The organism is Parabacteroides sp. PH5-46 (genome assembly GCF_029892785.1).
In the GTDB taxonomy this organism is placed as follows: Bacteria; Bacteroidota; Bacteroidia; order Bacteroidales; family Tannerellaceae; genus DFXE01.
In genome coordinates this window covers 52,874-71,531 of sequence record NZ_JARXXA010000017.1, presented here as the reverse complement: position 1 = coordinate 71,531, position 18,658 = coordinate 52,874, and the positions used below count along the sequence as shown (strand labels likewise).

The 18,658-nt window shown below is 45.0% G+C and carries 13 protein-coding genes; 7 read left to right on the top strand and 6 right to left on the bottom strand.

The genetic code is table 11. The features are described 5' to 3' along the window. The first annotated feature begins 6 nt into the window (after positions 1–6). Positions 7–975: a GNAT family N-acetyltransferase gene (locus tag M2470_RS15480; RefSeq protein ID WP_280745882.1), complete on the top strand. Its 969-nt coding sequence runs from the start codon at positions 7–9 to the stop codon at positions 973–975. Between the two features lie 34 nt (positions 976–1,009). Here the strand turns inward: M2470_RS15480 and M2470_RS15475 are convergent, their stop codons facing one another. From M2470_RS15475 to M2470_RS15465, 3 genes are all read right to left on the bottom strand, one after another. Beyond that, entirely contained in the window at positions 1,010–1,903 is an 894-nt protein-coding gene (locus tag M2470_RS15475; RefSeq protein ID WP_280745883.1) for an aldo/keto reductase, read from the bottom strand. A 66-nt stretch (positions 1,904–1,969) separates the two neighbouring features. Then, a complete protein-coding gene (locus M2470_RS15470; RefSeq protein WP_280745884.1) occupies positions 1,970–2,380 on the bottom strand; it encodes a secondary thiamine-phosphate synthase enzyme YjbQ in 411 nt (136 codons plus the stop codon). 24 nt (positions 2,381–2,404) lie between these two features. After that, a complete protein-coding gene (locus tag M2470_RS15465) occupies positions 2,405–4,243 on the bottom strand; it encodes a glycoside hydrolase family 13 protein (protein WP_280745885.1) in 1,839 nt (612 codons plus the stop codon). A 192-nt stretch (positions 4,244–4,435) separates the two neighbouring features. On the opposite strand from M2470_RS15465, the gene M2470_RS15460 reads away from it, so the two are divergent. From M2470_RS15460 to M2470_RS15435, 6 genes are all read left to right on the top strand, one after another. Further along, positions 4,436–4,987 (top strand): RNA polymerase sigma-70 factor, encoded by a 552-nt coding sequence (locus tag M2470_RS15460; RefSeq protein WP_280745886.1) that lies wholly within the window; start codon positions 4,436–4,438, stop codon positions 4,985–4,987. A 73-nt stretch (positions 4,988–5,060) separates the two neighbouring features. Further along, positions 5,061–5,993, top strand: a complete 933-nt coding sequence (locus M2470_RS15455) for a FecR family protein (protein ID WP_280745887.1) — start codon at positions 5,061–5,063, stop codon at positions 5,991–5,993. Positions 5,994–6,149: 156 nt separating this feature from the next. Then, a complete protein-coding gene (locus M2470_RS15450; protein WP_280745888.1) occupies positions 6,150–9,458 on the top strand; it encodes a TonB-dependent receptor in 3,309 nt (1,102 codons plus the stop codon). Positions 9,459–9,474: 16 nt separating this feature from the next. After that, the gene (locus tag M2470_RS15445; RefSeq protein WP_280745889.1) at positions 9,475–11,043 is read left to right on the top strand and encodes a RagB/SusD family nutrient uptake outer membrane protein; all 1,569 of its coding nucleotides are present in this window, start codon (positions 9,475–9,477) and stop codon (positions 11,041–11,043) included. Positions 11,044–11,048: 5 nt separating this feature from the next. Continuing rightward, positions 11,049–12,923, top strand: coding sequence for a hypothetical protein (locus M2470_RS15440; RefSeq protein WP_280745890.1), 1,875 nt, complete (start codon positions 11,049–11,051; stop codon positions 12,921–12,923). A gap of 25 nt (positions 12,924–12,948) precedes the next feature. Beyond that, a complete protein-coding gene (locus M2470_RS15435) occupies positions 12,949–16,272 on the top strand; it encodes a DUF5107 domain-containing protein (protein WP_280745891.1) in 3,324 nt (1,107 codons plus the stop codon). Between the two features lie 147 nt (positions 16,273–16,419). Here the strand turns inward: M2470_RS15435 and M2470_RS15430 are convergent, their stop codons facing one another. From M2470_RS15430 to M2470_RS15420, 3 genes are read right to left on the bottom strand one after another with little or no spacing between them, the layout of a single operon-like run. Continuing rightward, complete coding sequence (locus M2470_RS15430) at positions 16,420–17,019, bottom strand: ribonuclease HII (RefSeq protein ID WP_280745892.1); 600 nt, start codon at positions 17,017–17,019, stop codon at positions 16,420–16,422. Position 17,020: 1 nt separating this feature from the next. Continuing rightward, positions 17,021–17,413 carry a VanZ family protein gene (locus tag M2470_RS15425; RefSeq protein WP_280745893.1) on the bottom strand — a complete coding sequence of 131 codons (393 nt, stop codon included), beginning with the start codon at positions 17,411–17,413 and terminating at the stop codon, positions 17,021–17,023. A 12-nt stretch (positions 17,414–17,425) separates the two neighbouring features. Then, positions 17,426–18,640, bottom strand: a complete 1,215-nt coding sequence (locus tag M2470_RS15420) for a cysteine desulfurase (protein ID WP_280745894.1) — start codon at positions 18,638–18,640, stop codon at positions 17,426–17,428. Positions 18,641–18,658: the final 18 nt, after the last annotated feature.

The window sequence follows — 18,658 nt, the reverse complement described above, 5'->3', positions numbered from 1 at the left end:
ACTTATATGCAAGACGTAATAGCGCCGATTGGCCGGGAACTGTTAAAAGCAGAACTGACACCGGATAAACTTCTCAGGAGAACGAACAAATCGAACAATGAGATATACATTACAACTGCGCATGATTCGCCGAATGTGATGCAGGAGATAGGCCGCCTGCGCGAGTTGGCCTTTCGCCATTACGGCGGAGGAACGGGGCAGCCGGTTGACATAGATGAGTTCGACACGATGCAGAATGCCTATCGCCAGCTGATAGTCTGGAATCCTGAAGAAGAGATTATCTTAGGTGGATATCGCTTCCTGTGCGGGGCGGATGTAAGGTTTGATGAAGCTGGTAAACCTTCATTGGCTACGTCGCATTTGTTTAATTTCTCGGAAGAATTTATCAAAGATTATCTGCCTTATACCGTAGAGTTGGGGCGTTCGTTTGTTACGCTTGAGTTTCAGGCTACCCGTGAAGGAGCAACCAAAGGTATCTTTGTGTTGGATAATTTATGGGACGGATTGGGCGCTTTGTCGGCTATCGACCCTACTTTGCAATATTACTTCGGTAAGGTGACGATGTATAACACCTACAATCTGGAAGCCCGGGATATGATCCTGTATTTCCTGTCTTTGCATTTCCCGGACCCTGATCACTTGATTACTCCGATACATCCGTTGAAAACAAATCCAGATCTGAAAAAGATGAAAGAGATGTTTACGTCCGACAACTATAAAGACAATTATAAGGTATTAAACCAGGAAGTACGTAAGTTTGGTATCAATATCCCTCCCTTGGTGAGTGCCTATATGAGTCTGTCTCCTCAGATGCGGGTGTTCGGTACGGCTGTCAACCATGAATTCGGCGAAGTAGAAGAAACCGGTATCCTGATTGCCATTGACGAAATCCTGGAAGAAAAGAGAAAGCGTCATATTGAAACCTACCTCAAGGAAGAATACCCTTCCCAGCCCTCGCTGAAAGGAGAACAATAATAGCAGGTTTTGGTGGGCGGAAAGCCAAGGTTTTTTATCCCTTGGCCAACCTCATGACGCGTTCAACGGCATCGTCTATCTGGGCGATTGATTCCATGCCAAGAGTCAGACTGTTTACATTTCCTTCTGTGAGGGCGAACTTGATTGACTTTTCACGCTCTGGATCTGTGATATGATCTCCTTCTCCGAATATCTTCATGCCGATTACTCCTTTGCCGTTTTGCTGAGCCAAAGCCAGTATTTCCTTTACCTCGTCCGGACTTCCGTCCATTTTTGTACCGAAAGGATTGATACGAGCCATGATTACATCTACCCAGGGATGTGTTGCAGCCGTGCGCAGGGCGTCAATATTGTGGCAAGATACACCTACAGCTTTCACAATACCGTCTTGTTTGGCTTTGGAAAGCCCGTCTATGTAATGTGTGCGTGTTTTGTCCCAATCGCCTTGCATCAGGCAGTGCATCAGGAGGATGTCTATGTAGTCTACACCTATTTCCTGACGGTATTTATCGAGAGTTTCGCCTACGGGGCGTACATGCTCGGAGCCGTTTTCGTGTGTCCACATCTTGGTGAGTAGCGTAACCTTTTCGCGAGGCAGTGTTTTGATAGCCTCTCCTACGTATGGATGTGAGCCATATCCGTCTGCCATATCGAAAAAGCGAATGCCTCTTTCATAGGCATGGCGAGCCATATTGGTGAAGCTTTCCATGCCCTGCCGGGTTTGATTAGACGCCTTGTTGCCGCCTACCGTTCCGGTGCCCATGGCTATCCGTGAAACCTGCAATCCCGATTTACCCAACTTTACCTTGTCGACACTTACACCGGCAGAGGTACAACTTGCATTTAAAAGTCCTGATCCGGCTACTGTTAGTCCGGCTAATCCGGTTACACCGGTCTTGATAAATTTCCGCCTGTTTATTTTATCCATGATAGATTAGATTTTTTAACGGATGCAAGATAAGTCTTTTTTAGTTTTTCTGCAAGTGTTTGTATTTTAAGAGAGAATGGTTGCCACTATTTTTCTTCTTCCTCCGGAATACCTGAATTCGCACAAATAAATACCCTGCCAGGTGCCCATATTGAGCTTGCCGTTGGTGATGGGAATACTCACGGATTGTCCCACTACCGACGACTTGATATGAGCCGGCATATCATCCCGGCCTTCATATACATGCTCGAATTTGGGATAATGATCCGGTATCCAGTCAGAGAAAAACTGTTTGATATCATCCGGCACCGAGGCGTCGGCATTTTCATTGATCGTTAATCCGGCTGAGGTATGCTTGATAAACAGATGCAATATACCTGTTTCGGGCAGCTTACCGATTTGCGACAACACCTGCGATGTTACCAGATGAAATCCATACGGATAGGCCGGAAGCGTAAATTCTATTTGTTGTGTCATAGGGCGTGTATTTTGCAGGTCTGACTACATTTCCAAAACCAATACTTCTTTTGGAGCGAGGCGTACTTCTTTGTCTAACGAAACGCTCTGTTTGCTGATTACGTCTTTGCCGCTTGTCTTGCCGCGCAGCACTTCGGTATAGCGGTCGAGCGGAAGGTCTATTGCCGAGTTGCGTCCGTTCATAAAAACCAATACGCTCTTGCCGTTCAGGCTTCGTTCGTATACATATACGCCCTGGTTGATTGCAAAATGTTTCATCTTTCCTTTGGCTATTACGTCATTGCCGCGACGCCATTTCAGCAGGTTTTGCATATAATTCCAGGCTTCGTTTTGTAAGGCGGTCCGTCCCGAGGCCTCAAACTGGTTTACATTGTCTCCCGGCCAGCCACCCGGTACATCCAGACGAATGTAGCCATCGCCTTTTTCTTTGCTTCCGTTCATCAACAACTCTGTTCCGTAGTATAACTGAGGGGTTCCGGGGATGGTAAGCAATAGGGCAATCCCTTGTTTGAAAGCATCCAGATTGTCGGGCATTTTCGAGAGAAAACGATCGGTATCGTGATTGTCCAGAAAGCGTAATACATTGTAGATATCCGGATATACATAGTCGTAGCACAAATGCTCGTAGATGCTGTATAAGCCACCGCTCCAGCCGGTTTCTTCTTCAAATACCTGGTGAGCCAAGCCCATCAGTCTGAAGTCCATCACCGATTTAAGGTGTGTGTCTTTTCCCGGATTCAGTTTGCTGCCGGTTTGCCAGTAAGCCGATCCGATTGTATAATTCATCCAGGCTTCTCCTACTATATTGTAATTGGGATATTCCGCATAAATGGCTTTGCACCAGTCTATCATCATGTCGTAGTCGGCATACGGATATGTGTCTTGGCGGATACCGTCTACTCCGCTGTATTCTATCCACCAGATAGAGTTTTGTATCAGGTATTTGGCTACGTGAGGATTCTTTTGATTCAAGTCTGGCATGGTGGGGACAAACCATCCGTCTATCAGGGTATTGAAGTCATACTCCGAAACGTACGGGTCGAAATAGGCCTCTTTGGCATGGTTGGTCTGCACATAATTGTCGATATTGTTGAACCAGTCGTGGCTGGGTATATCCTTCATCCAGGGATGATCGCTTCCGCAATGGTTGAAGATCATATCCATTACTACTTTCATGCCTTTCTGATGTGATTTGTCAATCAGGCGTACATAATCTTCATTGGTGCCGAAACGGGAGTCTACCCGGTAGTAATTGGTGGTGGCGTATCCGTGGTATGAACCGCCTTCCATATCGTTCTCCAATACGGGATTCAGCCAGATAGCCGTTACGCCCAGGTCTTCAATGTAGTCCAGATGTTTTTCTATACCGGCCAGGTCACCTCCATGACGGGCGTTCGGGTTATCCCTGTCTACCTTGTAAGGCATCTTTAAAGCTAAATTATCGTTGGAAGGATCCCCATTTGCAAAACGGTCGGGCATGATCAGGTATAATACGTCCGAAGAGTCGAAGCCTTTTAATTCGCTAGCGTTGGATTTCCTGGCTTTCAGTTCATAACGATAGTTTATTTTCTTTTTATCTTTTGTAAAGGTAATGTCAAATGTTCCGGGCTGAGCATCTGCTATATCAAGATAAACCAACAGATAGTTGGGGCTTTCGAGGCTAACGGCACTTTTCAGATGCACACCGGGATAAGTAACCGACGGACGGTAGGAGCCAATCCCTTGTCCGTAAACCATTAACTGCAATTCGGAATTTTTCATCCCGCTCCACCAGAAAGCAGGTTCTACCTGGATGGTATTCGCCATCATTGCCAAAGGCAGGAATAGAGCAATAAAGAAGCTCAGTATAATTTGTCTGTTCATGATATAATAGTACGTTTTTAATTAATAACAAAGAGAATACAAAACAAATGTAATGATTGTCAACTGCTTTTGTTCAATTATCAGCATGTAAATAACAATATTTGCTTGCAAACGTTTGCAAAACCGAAATATTTTTTGTCAATCTTTGATAATTTTTTATATTTACATCGTAGACTGGAACTGCTTGGAAGAATGACTGATCTGAATGCTTTTAATCAATTATTTACGGATTATCAGGGAAGATTTATCCGTTTTGCCAATACGTATGTGAGGGATCTGGCAGTAGCTGAAGATTTCACGATGGAAGCGCTCATGTACTATTGGGAGAATAGGCATTCCATAAAACAAGATTCAAATATACCCGCTTATATCCTTACAACTATTAAGCACAAATGCCTGAATTATCTTCAGCACCTACAGATACGTGAACAAGCTGCCGGAACGATAAAGGATCATGCCGCCTGGGAGTTGCAGACTCGTATATCAACCCTGGAAGCTTGTGATCCGGATGAATTGTTTTCGGCTGAAGCCATGGAAATCGTACGAAATACATTGAAAGCCATGTCTGAAAGAACCCGTGAGATATTTGTAATGAGCCGCTATCAGAATAAAACGTATAAAGAAATAGCCTCCCGTTTACATATAACAGAGAAAGGTGTAGAGTTCCATATATCAAAGGCCCTTAAATTACTGCGCCACCACTTAAAAGACTACCTCCCGGTTTTTGTGTATTTATTTTTATAAAAAATGTTTTTTCTCACTAGGGGGCTTTCTTTCTGAACTGCTATACATATACAGGAGGTCGTAAAACAAGAAAATGAAGAAAGATATATTATACAGATTTTTTGAAGGAACAGCTTCTTTGGAAGAGGAACAACAGATCAGGGAATGGATGGAAACTTCCCCTGAAAACAAATCCCTTTTCTTTAAAGAACGCAAGCTGTTTGACGCTATGACCTTGCTGGCTACTGACGACCTTGCAGTTAAAAGACAAATCCACTCCGGAAGGTTCTTGCGCGAGATGTTGAAAATAGCTTCTGTAATCCTCCTGACACTTACTGCCGGATACTTCTTCACGCAATATCGTCAATCGTATAAAGAGATTGCCATGCAAACCATCCATGTACCTTCCGGACAACGGGTAAACCTTACCTTGCCGGATGGAACAAATGTATGGCTGAATGCCCGTACAACCTTAAAGTATCCTGTCACTTTCAGTGCTAAGGAACGCTTGATGGAACTGGATGGTGAAGCCTATTTTGAAGTAACGGAAAACAAAGAAAAGCCTTTTATCGTAAAGACAAGCAAGGGGGCGGTTGAGGTATTAGGAACAGACTTTAATGTAGAATCTTATACTTGGAAGAATGATTTTGAAACCACCCTGATGCGAGGAAGTGTAAAGGTTACTTCTGCCGCTAATGAAGAGAAAACTGTAACCCTTACCCCCGACAATAAAGCTATATTGAGAGACGGTGAGTTTGTTGTAGAAAGAGTAGATGATTATACTACATACCGCTGGATAGAAGGGCTGATTTGTTTCAAAAACGAGTCGTTTACTTCTATCATGAAAGACTTTGAAAAATATTACGGTGTAACTATTAAGGTCAAGAACCGGAAGATTCAGCAATATCATTACACCGGAAAGTTCAGACATACAGACGGCATAGATTATGCCTTACGTGTATTGCAAAAAGATATATACTTTACTTATTCCCGTGACGACGAGAATCAAATAATCTATATTGAGTAAATTAAGAATGATTGCTAATTTTAAAAAGAGTATTTGCCTATGATGAAATGACAAGCCAACCTGAAAAAATGCCGGTAATAGCACCACCAATTACCGGCATCTATTAACACAATTCATTGAAATAAACTGTATTAATTTTCAAAACATTACAAAGATATGGAAAATAAATCTTTGTCGGTAGGATATTATCTGAAAAATCCGCGACTTAAACAAATCTTTAGAATTATGCGATTAACCACGTTTTTATTAATGGTCTGCATACTCTGTACTTACGCTGAGAACACACACTCCCAGAATGCCCGGGTAAGCATAAATAGAAGTAATGCTCCCTTAGACGATATATTAAACGAAATAGAAAAACAAACAGATTATCTTTTTATTTACAACAATCAGGTAAATGTAGAAAGAAAGGTGTCTGTAAAGGCTAAAAGCAAAGCTGTTTCAAGTGTCTTAAACGACTTGTTCAGAAATCTGGATGTAGATTATTCGATGGAAGGTACGCATATTGTACTGTCCAAGAGAAACGAGCCAATAATACAACAGGAGACTCGCAAAATTACGGGAATAATAAAGGATATTAGCGGTGAGCCGATTATAGGAGCCAACGTAATAGAGAAAGGGACTACCAATGGTGTGATCACGGACTTTGACGGACGGTTCAGCCTGAACGTAAGCCCCGGTGCTATCTTGAGTATCTCATATATCGGTTATATGCCGCGTGAAGTATCGGTAGGAAACCAAAGCGTAATTGATGTTGAGCTGACGGAAGATATGAAAGCATTAGACGAAGTAGTTGTCATAGGATACGGTACTTCCAAGAAGAGCGACTTAACAGGTTCGCTATCCTCTGTTTCGGCAAGAGACATTGAGAAATTGCCGATGACGAATATAGCATCCGCTTTGCAGGGACAAGTTCCCGGAGCTATGATATCAAACACTTCAGGAGCTCCCGGAGCCAGTCTGAAAGTGCGCATCAGAGGTGCCAATTCCATCCTTGGCAGCAACGATCCTTTATACGTTGTAGACGGAGTAGTCCTCAATGTAGGACTGAATGAACTAAACGTAGGCGACATAGAGCAGATGAGCGTTTTGAAAGATGCTTCGGCTACAGCTATCTACGGATCACGTGGAGCCAATGGTGTTATTCTTATCACCACAAAGAAAGGAGCCGATCAGGCACCTAAAGTGCAGGCAAGTGTAAACATAGGAATCAGCCAGCTACCCAATAAGTATGATCTGCTTGATGCCCCTTCTTTTGCAACTGTAACGAACCAGATCAAACCCGGCTATTTCTCAGACGAGCAAATAGAAGGCTTCCGAAGGAATGGTGGCGTAGACTGGCAGGATGAAATATTCCAGACCGGTATCACGCAAGACTATAAAGTAGGGATAAGCGGAGGTAGTTCTACTTCGTCTTATTATATCTCAGGGAATGTAATCAACCAGACAGGTATTGTTACCAACTCAGATATAAATAAATACCTCTTGCGCTCGAACGTTAGTACATCTATCGGAAAGAAAATAACGGTTGACCTGAACCTGACAGCCGGTAGAACAAAAGGATTGAATACAGAGGATAACGGAGCGAAGGGGTCTCCGGTGTGGTTGGCTCCTGTTTTCCCGACAACCTTCCCTATCTATACGGATGGACAATGGAACCGGGTGGACAATCTTTCCGGGCCGAATTATTCCAACCCATTAATGAGCCTGAAAGAAAGACATAGCGATTATATAACCAACTCGTTGACGGCAAATACAAAATTGTCTTATCAGATCATTGACGGATTAAAGCTTGATGTCTTGTTAGGTATAGATAATATCAGCCGCCAGGGAGGTAATATCTCTAACGCTTGGGTTAGTACAAATCCTTCCGCTTCCTTAAACGAAGCTAAAACATATACCTGGCAGAATAGTAATATTTTGACCTATAATAAAATATTTGGAGAAATACATGATCTGACTCTTATGGCTGCCAATGAACAGACCAGTTCGCAATATTCTTTTTTCAGCGCCAGCGCTCAGGGAGTAGATCCTATTTCTGTCGGATATGATAATTTAGGACTTGCGGATAATAAGAATGCTACTTCTTCAAGAACAAAGTATGCCTTGCAATCTTTCTTCGGAAGGGTTTCGTATTCTCTTATGGGTAAATACTTACTTACGGCCACTTATCGTGCAGACGGTACATCTAAATTCCAAGAGGATAACAAATGGGGATATTTCCCTTCGACTGCTCTTGCCTGGAGGGTGTCGGAAGAGTCATTTATGAAGAATCAGGATATAATAAGTAATCTTAAGCTACGTGGAAGTTGGGGTATTACAGGTAATCAGGGAGTAAACCCTTATGCTACGATAGCCAAGGTATCTAACTGGTCGCATTCTTACGGACAAAGCGTAATGTATCCGGGTACGTATTATGTTGGTGCCGATAATCCAGATCTGAAATGGGAAACAACCAAGCAAACCAACGTAGGGATGGATGTTTCGTTCCTGAACGGACGCATTAGTTTAAGTGCCGATTATTACGTGAAGAATACTACCGATCTGCTATTGGCTGTTTCTATACCCAATTACAACGGAGGCGGAACAATGAACAAAAACGTAGGAAACATACAAAACAAAGGGTTCGAGATTACACTCTCCAGTACGCCAATAGACAACCGGAATTTTTCCTGGAACTTTAATTTCAATATCTCATCTTATAAGAATAAGGTGAAAAACCTGGGAGATGAAGACTTTATCCTGAGTTCTACGATACCAGCTACCGGTATGTTCGCCACTTCTCCTTTTGTGTTGAAAGTAGGTGAATCCATGGGCTCATTCTGGGGCTACAAGTGGGGAGGAGTCTATCAGACTTCCGAAGCTGAAGAAGCTGCAAAATACGGATTTAAACCCGGAGATAATAAATATCTGGACTACGACAATGACGGCGAAATCACCAGTAAAGACCAACACATTATAGGAAAAGCATTACCCGATTTCGTATGGGGCTTTGACAATAATTTCACGTATAAAAACTTTACATTAAACTTTATGATCCAGGCAGCCCACGGACGGGAAGTGCTGAATACGATGTATGCGGCGGCTTCTACTGTCTTATCGGATGCAACTGTTATATCAAGTGTTGATGGCGCTGACTTCTGGACTCCTCAGAATGAAGGTGCGAAGTTTGCAAGCCCCTCTACCAGTACCGGTAAGAACTTCATTGCTTCTACTCAATTCTTGCAGAACGGAAGCTATGTGAAACTGAAGAATATAGGTATATCTTATAACCTGGATCGGTCTGTTACCAAGTTTACTGATATAAGGTTGACTCTTAGTGCTCAGAATCTGTTTACTATTACGAAGTATAAAGGCTATGACCCGGAATCATCTACTACCAACAACGATATCGACGGAGCGATTGATGTAGGTGCCTATCCGAACCCGCGTACTGTTACTTTAGGTTTACAATTCAACTTTTAATTAAATTAGCAAAGACATGAAAAGACATATAATTTCTCTTTTAGCCATCTTTCTGTTTTTTTCCTGCGATAGCTTTTTGGACGAAAAAACGTATGGCCTTGTTGTTCCCAGCACATATCCTCAGTCTATAAGCAGTCTGGAGAAATGTGTGAATGCACTCTACAGTATAAATAATAGTATGTATCGCGAAGCGGGATGTTTTGTGGCCTGCATGGGAGGTGATGATGTAACTACCTTGCCCGGAGGTAATAAAGGAGCCTTCTTGCAATTCGATATCTTCAACGCACAAGACAACAACGATCGTATAGAGAAGCAGTGGGATACCGCTTATGATGTGATCAAGCAGGCAAATGTAATTATCGGAGCTATGGATAATATCAAAGAGCCTACCCTGTCTATAGAATATGTAGAAGCTCAGAAGAACAGAGCACTGGGACAAGCTTATTTTCTGAGAGCCCTTGCTTATTATAACTTAGTGCGTACCTTTGGTGAAGTGCCCATCGTGGATGGTTTGACTATTGATTATGAGCTGACCAAGGCGCCTTTCGGGGAAATTTACACCCTGATAGAAACCGATCTGATAAATGCAGAGAAGCTGATTCCCGCAGATTACAGAACAGCTCCCAACGCCTCTGATATGGAGAAGACAACTTATTACGCACGTGCTTCGTTAGGCGCAGTAAAGTCGCTGATGGCATCTGTTTATCTTACCTGGGCCGGTTTCCCGCTCAAAGATAATTCGAAGTATGCTTTGGCTGCAGCGAAAGCAAAAGAGGTGATTGATAATGCAAACACTTACGGATACCGTCTATTGGAGAATTACGGCGATTTGTGGAAATGGGAAAGCGGCTGGAAAGAAGTAGGCAATGCCGAGAATGTATTTACCTGTCATTATAATACCTCTGTAGGGGATTGGAGTGATGGTGGTACGGAATCCAATGGTAATATGTTGGCTCCGGCATCTATGTTTCCTGAAAACTTCGGGGGATGGTCTGATGCTTTTGCAGAGCTAACCTTTTTCAACGAATTTCCGGAAGGTCCCAGAAAAGATGCTACTTTCCTGACGAGTGGACAGGCTACTCCCGAAAGTCCGGTTATAGGGTGGGATCAGTTTACGGCCTCTCATCCATACTATAAGAAGTATATAGAAATCCCGGGCTTTGATTATACCAACATGAGTGCGTATATTGACTGGTGGAGTTCGCGTACAAGCCAGGTAATCCGCTATGCAGAGGTCTTGTTGATATATGCGGAAGCTCAACCCATGGCTGATGGCAGTCCGAATCAAATGGCATACAGCTGCCTGAATCAGGTTAGAAACAGAGCCGGATTACCGGACATGACTACCGGTTTGAGCAATACCGCTTTTCGTGATTCGGTTGTTATGGAGCGTAAGTGGGAGTTTGCCGGATTAGAGCCTTGCGCTCGCTGGTATGATATGGTAAGGACAGAAACGGTAGCTGCTACAACTGCTAAAAGGAACTCGAAGGAGATTCCGGTGGTAGGCGCTCCCAATGATCAGAGCCATGAGAGATACTTCGCTCCTATACCTCAGAAGGATAAAATGCTTAATCCTAATCTATAAATAAAATGAACAACTATCTGGCCTTTTTTGTCGGTTGCTTATTGATGCTACCGTTTATTTCATGTGAGCAATCAGAGAAGGGAGTGAAAATGCAGTTTTCTTCTGCAGAGAGCCTAGCTACTTACTCTTGGGCGTTAAATGATATGGCTCCCGATCTGCCTTCGGACTGGTCGACGTATAATTATCTGGTGTTGGAGATGAAGGCTTCATCGCCGCAGCGGTTCTCGATGGGACCGCTTACTGCCGGAGGACTTCTGCCCAAGAATATTCAGCCTTTTCCGGGTGCATGGATACGGTTTACCATTCCGCTTGATTACTTCAGGGAGTTGCCCGCATCGGCTGTAGATATGGCAGCTACTTACAATAAGCGCAGGAAACTGGGTCAGATTAATATTCACACCTCCCAGGTAGGTCCGTTGACGGGTATTGACAGTCTTGTCTTTTTTATGCGCAATCCGGTTAATGACCCTACTTTGGAGATTCGTTCGGTATCGCTGGACGTTGAAGATCCGGGAGAGGCTTTACTGCAAGAGGGATATCTGGTAGATGCCTTCGGACAATGGGCTACAAAAGACTGGACTGGTAAGGTGAAGTCATCGGAAGAGCTTCAGGCTGCTTGGAAAGCGGAAGACGAGCAATTAGAAACACCTTTGTCTTCAGAGGTCTCACAATATGGAGGCTACAAATCAGCCCCACGGCAAAAGGCTACTGACTTTTTCCGGGTAGATAAGATTGACGGTCGTTGGTGGTTCGTTGATCCCGAAGGATATCTGTTTCTCTCTGCCGGGGTAGACTGCATGAATGCTTCGGTACGTACGACTACCGAAGGACGGGAGTTTATCTTTGATGGACTGAAAGAAGGCGAAGGCTATGCAGACTATTACCTCTGGAATATTCAAAAGCGCTATGGTGTAGGGAATGAGAGAGAATGGATCAATACAGCTGTTAAACGTATGCACAACTGGGGACTGAATACCATCGCCAACTGGTCGTCGCGCGAAATCATAGGCTCTAACCGGATGCCGTTTGTTCTCTCATTGCCGGGCTTAAAGTTGCACGAAGGAATCATGGGTTTGCCCGATGTGTATAATCCGCAATACGAAAAAGATATCGATCAGTCTATCGGTGGAATGGCTGCTCAATACAAGGATAATCCTTGGCTTCTCGGATACTTTGTCGGGAATGAACAGCCTTGGCCGGGACAGGAAAGTGTTCTTTGTGATCGTATCTTAGCCTTGGAAAAGGAGGCGCCTATCAAAGGAATGCTTCAATCCTATCTGAAAGCTAATGGCGATACGCCGGAAAACAGAGTGGACTTTGTACAGGAAACCTTCAATGTATTCCTTGGCCTGGTAAACCGTACGCTTAAGAAGCACGACCCGAATCACCTGAATTTGGGTATGCGCTTTGGCGGACATACTTCCAATGCCTTACTGGCTATAACGGCTAAGCATTTTGATGTATTCAGCTTCAACTGTTACGAGATACAGCCTTCGCTTGATTTTATGAAGCGGATTGACGAGCAAACGGCTTTGCCTATTATCATTGGCGAGTATCACTTTGGCGTTCCCGACCGGGGGATGGCTGCCGGTATTATGCAGGTTCCCAATTACGATGAAAGGGCAAACGCCTATCGTTTCTATAATGAGCAAGGGTATAGCCACCCGTCCTTGATCGGCGCCCATTGGTTTCAGTGGATCGATCAGGCAAATACCGGGCGAATGGACGGCGAGAACTATAATATAGGCTTGCTCGACATTACCGATCGCCCCTATCCGGAAATGGTAAAAGCGATGCAGGAAACTCACAAACGTATATATCAGGTTCATAGCGGAGAATTAGCGCCTTATGATATAAGCCCTAAAGCTACCGGTTATTAATTAATTATCAACTAAGTTACATACCATGAAAAAAATATATTTAGCATTATCCATGCTGATGATGCTGGGATATTATATCAATGCCCAGCAAGTGAAGATGGAGCAGAAGACGTTGACACTTCCTACGTATGAGATTGGTGCTCCCGATGCGAACTCTATTTTCTTTACAGGGCGCGTGTATCAGGGGGCACAGGGACATATCTATCCCTATCCATTGTATGACATTCTAACAGACGTTAAAGTTGACAAAGACTATAACGCATTGTATCTTGATAATGAATATGTAAATGTATGCGTTCTCCCGGAAATGGGAGGACGCATCCTGTCGGCAACAGATAAGACGAACAATTACGAGATCTTTTACAAACAAACGGGTATTAAGCCGGCCTTGATCGGGATGCTCGGTGCCTGGCTGTCGGGAGGAGTAGAATGGAACTTCCCGCATCATCACCGCCCGTCGAGCTATATGGATATAGACTGGACGATGGAAGAAAACGAAGACGGCAGCAAGACCATCTGGGTAGGAGAAACGGAGTTTCGCCACCGCTTTAAATGGTCGATAGGCGTAACGGTCTATCCCGGACGCTCCTGGGTAGAGGCAAAGGTAAAGGTCATGAACCGTACGCCTTTTATCCAGTCGATGCTTTACTGGGCCAATGTCTCGGTGCATTGTAATAAAGGTTATGAAGTAATATTCCCGCCCGCTACACAATTCGGTACCGACCACTCGAAGGTGTACTTTACCCGTTGGCCGTATGGCGAGGCTGTACACGGAAGCGGTGAGGATGTAGATCTGTCCCGCTGGGAAAACTATACAGGTAATTCACGATCTATCTTTGCCTGGAATTTTGAAGACGACTTCCTGGCGGGATACGATCACGGCAAACATGCCGGAACGGTACATGTGGCCAACCATCATGTGGTGAACGGAAAGAAGTTTTTCCTCTGGGGAAACAATCCAAGTGCCGAGATGTGGAACACGATGCTGTCTGATAAAGACGGGCATTATCTGGAACTGATGGTAGGCGCTTTTTCGGACAACCAACCGGATTATAGCTGGATAGGCCCGGGCGAAACGCGCGAGTTTTCACAGCGATGGTATGGTATCCGTGATATCCGCTCGGTAAAGAATGCTACCGACGATGCGGCGGTAAACCTGGAGCGTTTAGCCCCCGGTAAGGTGTTTATCGGATTGAACGCGACAACGAAGTATCCGAACGCACGTGTATTGCTGACCCATGGCAATGAGATCCTTTTTGAACAAACCATACAAATTGACCCGGCTACTCCTTTTGTGAAAGAGGTAGACATTCGCCAGAGCATTAAAGACGAAGAAATGCGTGTTGTATTGACGGATGCCAACGGAAAGGAGCTGGTAGCCTATCAGCCGGTGGTATTGGAAGAAAAGCCGCTCCCCGAAGTGGTAGAAGGTACAAAGCCGGTAAGCGAATATAAGACGGTTGAGGAGCTCTATCTGGCAGGCTTGCGTGTAGAGCAGTTCCATAACGCCCGCCTGGATCCGATGGACTTCTATAATGAAGCTTTGCGCCGCGATCCGCTGGATGCACGGGTGAATACGGTAGTAGGTATCCGCTATGCGCGTGGCGGAGAATGGGAGAAGGCAGAAGAGCACTTGTTGAAGGCCTTGGAACGCTCCGCTAAAGATTATACGGTAGTAAAAGACCCCGAACCTCACTACTACCTCGGGCTCGTTTATCAAATGCAGGGAAGATACAAAGAGGCTGCCAATGCCTATTGGAAAGCAACCTGGTATCCTACCTTCCAGCATCCTTCCTATTATGCTTTGGCCGAGATAGCCGCCATACAGGGTGATATGGCTGAAGCAATGGATATGATAGATCAATCGCTGAATGTCGGAGGAAACGACACCAAGGCGCTTACGCTGAAGGCCTATCTTCTTCGTAAAGCAGGAAAAGCCAAAGAGGCTTCGGATGTATTGAAGAAGGTGCTGGCAATAGACCCACTTGATTACTGGTCGCTTTCGGAAGAAAGCCTGCTGGCCGGTAAAGGGGTAGCTTTCCTGGGCAAAGCCGACGATTCACGCGGAAACGGTATTGTCCGCCTTCAGGAGTTTCTGGAGATTGTCATGGATTATGGCAACATAGGGGGGTATCAGGAAGCGATTGATTTGCTGAATGCAGCGATAGCCCTTGGTGAGCCGTATATTTCATCACCCTTAGTCTATTATTATAATGGATATTACAACCTGAAACAGGATAATAAGGAAACGGCAAAAGTTATGTTTGACAAGGCAGCTCAGCAACCTTCCGCTTATTGTTTCCCGTTCCGCCTGGAAGAGATCGCCGTCCTGAATGCCGCTTTGCAAACCCATCCGATTGACGGAAAAGGTGCTTTCTATCTGGGGAATCTCTTCTATTATTTAGGCCAAAAAGAGAAAGGCGTTGCTTGCTGGGAGCAGGCTGTAAAGGCGGATCCATCCTTTGCACAGGCCTATCGCAACCTGGGCTTTGGTTATAACCGTGCCGCTGATCTTGGCAAGGCTGTTGCGGCTTACGAACAGGCGGTCAAGGCAGATAAGAATGATCCCCGCTTCTTCCTTGAATTAGACCAGCTTTATGAGCAATCCGGTAAAACGGCAAAAGAGCGTCTTTCGTTGATGGAAAAGAATCTGAAGACCGTCTTGAAGCATGACGATGCCGTGATTCGTCTGCTCACTTTATACAATGAAACAGGCGCCTATGATAAGGCAATCAAGATTCTGGACGAACGGCATTTCCACGTATGGGAAGGCGGCGGACAGGTACATGGCGTATATGTGGATGCTCATCTACTAAAAGGCATGAAACTACTAAACGGAAAGAAATATGCCGAAGCCATCAAATCCTTTGAACGGGCAGACCTATATCCCGAAAACCTGGAAGTAGGACGTCCCGTTGGTGGGGGACATAGCCCCAAAGGCTTCTACTATATGGGCGAGGCCTACAAGAAGATGGGTGACACAGAGAAGGCGAAGCAATGTTTTGAAACAGCCGCCGGAGCACAAACGCACCGCTGGAGAGCCGTATCGGAAGATGTCTTCTTCAAAGCATTGGCTATGCGCGAAAGCGGACAAACAAGTGAAGCCAATAAACTTATGGCCAACTTGAAAGAAGAAGTCAACAAGCAACTAAACAGTTCGGCTGTAGTAGACGAATACTCTAAGTTTGGTGAAGACGGTTCACGCGCCGAACGCTTAGCTAACCTGAATTACCTGAACGGACTTGTCCACTGGTACGAAGGCGATCAAAACAAAGCAAAAGCCGACTTCCAAAAAGCTGTTCAGATGAATCAGAACATGATCTGGCCCAAGCAGTTACTGAATAAATAAAACTCATTGTTATATGCTGAAAAATTGCATGCATGCGATTTTAGAAACGCATGCATGCAATCTCAAAAACGCACGTGTGCAATTTATAAAAAGGACACGTGCGATTTTTTTTCGCTAACGAGCTATAAATATTGATGGGTGTAAACCTTAGAAATTGAGGGTGAGTTGTTCGGGTAGGAGGGTGAATGTTTTACGATGATGAGGTGTGATACCGTGGGCTTGGATGGCTAGCCGATGGGCTTTGGTGGGGTAGCCTTTGTTGTTTTTCCAATGATAGGCGGGATGTATTTTGTCTAATTCGTCCATATAGTCGTCGCGGTATGTTTTGGCCAGGATGGAAGCGGCGGCGATGGAGAGGTACTTACCGTCTCCTTTGATTACGGTGGTGTGCCGGATGTCGGGGTAGGGGGTGAATCGGTTGCCGTCTATCAGTAGATGCTCCGGCCTTACTTTTAGTTGGTCTATGGCCCGGTGCATAGCCAGGAAAGAGGCGTTCAGTATGTTTATTTTGTCGATCTCCTCGGCAGTTACGATACCTACAGCCCAGGCGATGGCCTCTTGCTCTATGATGGGGCGTAGGGCGTAGCGATCCTTTTCGCTCAACTTTTTACTGTCGTTTAGCTTTTCATTGCTGAAGTTGGCAGGCAGAATAACGGCGGCGGCAAAGACGGATCCTGCCAGACAGCCTCTTCCTGCCTCGTCGCAACCCGCTTCTATGCGTCCCGCTTTGAAGTAAGGTAATAACATATCAGCTCTTTTTGATAATCCGGGGACGTAAGACATACCAACAAAACAAGGATGCCGTAAGCACTCCTCCGGTATTGGCCAAGAAATCGAACCAGTCACCCCCGCGATATGCAGTAAGGTATTCTTGTCCCAGTTCTACTATTCCACTGAACATAATGGGGCAGAGAATAGCACCCACTACGATGTGTTTGATACTTAGTCGCTCCCTTCTGTGATTAAGCAGATATTCAAGCCATAGCATGCCCGACATCCCTCCGTACATGCAAAAGTGAGCTACTTTGTCTATACCCGGAAAAAACGGCATATCCAGGGATGGAGGTTTGAAGAATGACAAATAAAGGACAATCAGTATAATTGTCAATGAGAAAGGATATTTCTTAATGTAGTAGAGCATAACTTATATTTGTCAAAACATGGTTTTAACCCGTTCGATACCTGCTATGAACGTGTCTATTTCTTCCTTGGTATTGTAGAAGGCGAAAGAAGCACGAACGGTTCCTTCTATACCGAATGCCTTCATTAAAGGCTGCGCACAGTGATGCCCGGTACGTACGGCGATTCCCAAACGGTCTAACAACATTCCCATATCGTAATGATGAATGTCTCCGATCAGAAAGGATAACACGCTGCTCTTATGAACAGACTGCCCGAAGATACGGACGTCTTCAATAGCCTCCAGGCGCTTGCTGGCATGACGAAGTAGCTCGTCTTCGTGGGCGGCAATGGCCTCTATGCCCAGCTGCTCTACGTAATGTATGGCTTCGGCAAGGGCTGTGCTGCCGATGTAATCCGGGGTGCCGGCTTCAAATTTGAAGGGTAACTCATTAAATGTCGTCTTCTCAAACGTAACCGTAGCGATCATTTCGCCCCCGCCCTGATAAGGAGGGAGTTTGTCCAACCAGTCTTCTTTGCCGTATAGTACACCGATTCCGGTTGGTCCATATATCTTGTGTCCGGAGAATACATAGAAATCAGCATCCAATGCTTGTACGTCCACTTTGGTATGGGGCACGGCCTGGGCACCGTCCAGCAAAACCGGTACGTCGTGCTGATGGGCTATCTCGATAACTTCCTTCACCGGATTTATAGTACCTAATACGTTTGAAATATGAGCGACCGATACCAGCTTGGTTCGCTCTGAAAACAAGCTGCGATACGTATCCATGCAAAGCTCTCCCTTCTCCGTAATAGGAATAACCTTCAGACTAATGCCTTTCCGGGCAGCCTGTATCTGCCAGGGAACGATGTTTGAATGGTGCTCCATTTCGGAAATAATAACTTCGTCGCCCTCTTCCATAAAGGCATCGGTAAAACTGGAAGCAATCAAGTTGATCGATTCGGTAGTCCCCCTTGTAAAGATAATCTCGTTGGACGAGCGGGCGTTCAGGAAACGTTGTATGGTTTTGCGAGCCTCTTCGTGTGCTTCGGTAGCCGCCTGGCTCAGAAAATGTACGCCCCGGTGAATATTGGCATTCACATTGTAATAGCCATTCTCTATCTTCTCTACCACTTGGCGGGGCTTTTGCGTGGTAGCGGCATTGTCGAAATAAATCAACGGTTTATCATATACTGTATGGGACAGGATCGGAAAATCCTTGCGTATGGATTGTATGTCTAACATAATCTTCTGAATTAAATC

What these genes read in the sequence shown, in the direction of transcription:
- M2470_RS15440 (WP_280745890.1), top strand. Translation starts at nt 11,049, where the DNA reads ATGAACAACTATCTGGCCTTTTTTGTCGGTTGCTTATTGATGCTACCG.
- M2470_RS15460 (WP_280745886.1), top strand. Translation starts at nt 4,436, where the DNA reads ATGACTGATCTGAATGCTTTTAATCAATTATTTACGGATTATCAGGGA.
- M2470_RS15480 (WP_280745882.1), top strand. Translation starts at nt 7, where the DNA reads ATGCAAGACGTAATAGCGCCGATTGGCCGGGAACTGTTAAAAGCAGAA.
- M2470_RS15455 (WP_280745887.1), top strand. Translation starts at nt 5,061, where the DNA reads ATGAAGAAAGATATATTATACAGATTTTTTGAAGGAACAGCTTCTTTG.
- M2470_RS15470 (WP_280745884.1), bottom strand. Translation starts at nt 2,380, where the DNA reads ATGACACAACAAATAGAATTTACGCTTCCGGCCTATCCGTATGGATTT.
- M2470_RS15475 (WP_280745883.1), bottom strand. Translation starts at nt 1,903, where the DNA reads ATGGATAAAATAAACAGGCGGAAATTTATCAAGACCGGTGTAACCGGA.
- M2470_RS15445 (WP_280745889.1), top strand. Translation starts at nt 9,475, where the DNA reads ATGAAAAGACATATAATTTCTCTTTTAGCCATCTTTCTGTTTTTTTCC.
- M2470_RS15465 (WP_280745885.1), bottom strand. Translation starts at nt 4,243, where the DNA reads ATGAACAGACAAATTATACTGAGCTTCTTTATTGCTCTATTCCTGCCT.
- M2470_RS15430 (WP_280745892.1), bottom strand. Translation starts at nt 17,019, where the DNA reads ATGTTATTACCTTACTTCAAAGCGGGACGCATAGAAGCGGGTTGCGAC.
- M2470_RS15420 (WP_280745894.1), bottom strand. Translation starts at nt 18,640, where the DNA reads ATGTTAGACATACAATCCATACGCAAGGATTTTCCGATCCTGTCCCAT.
- M2470_RS15450 (WP_280745888.1), top strand. Translation starts at nt 6,150, where the DNA reads ATGGAAAATAAATCTTTGTCGGTAGGATATTATCTGAAAAATCCGCGA.
- M2470_RS15425 (WP_280745893.1), bottom strand. Translation starts at nt 17,413, where the DNA reads ATGCTCTACTACATTAAGAAATATCCTTTCTCATTGACAATTATACTG.
- M2470_RS15435 (WP_280745891.1), top strand. Translation starts at nt 12,949, where the DNA reads ATGAAAAAAATATATTTAGCATTATCCATGCTGATGATGCTGGGATAT.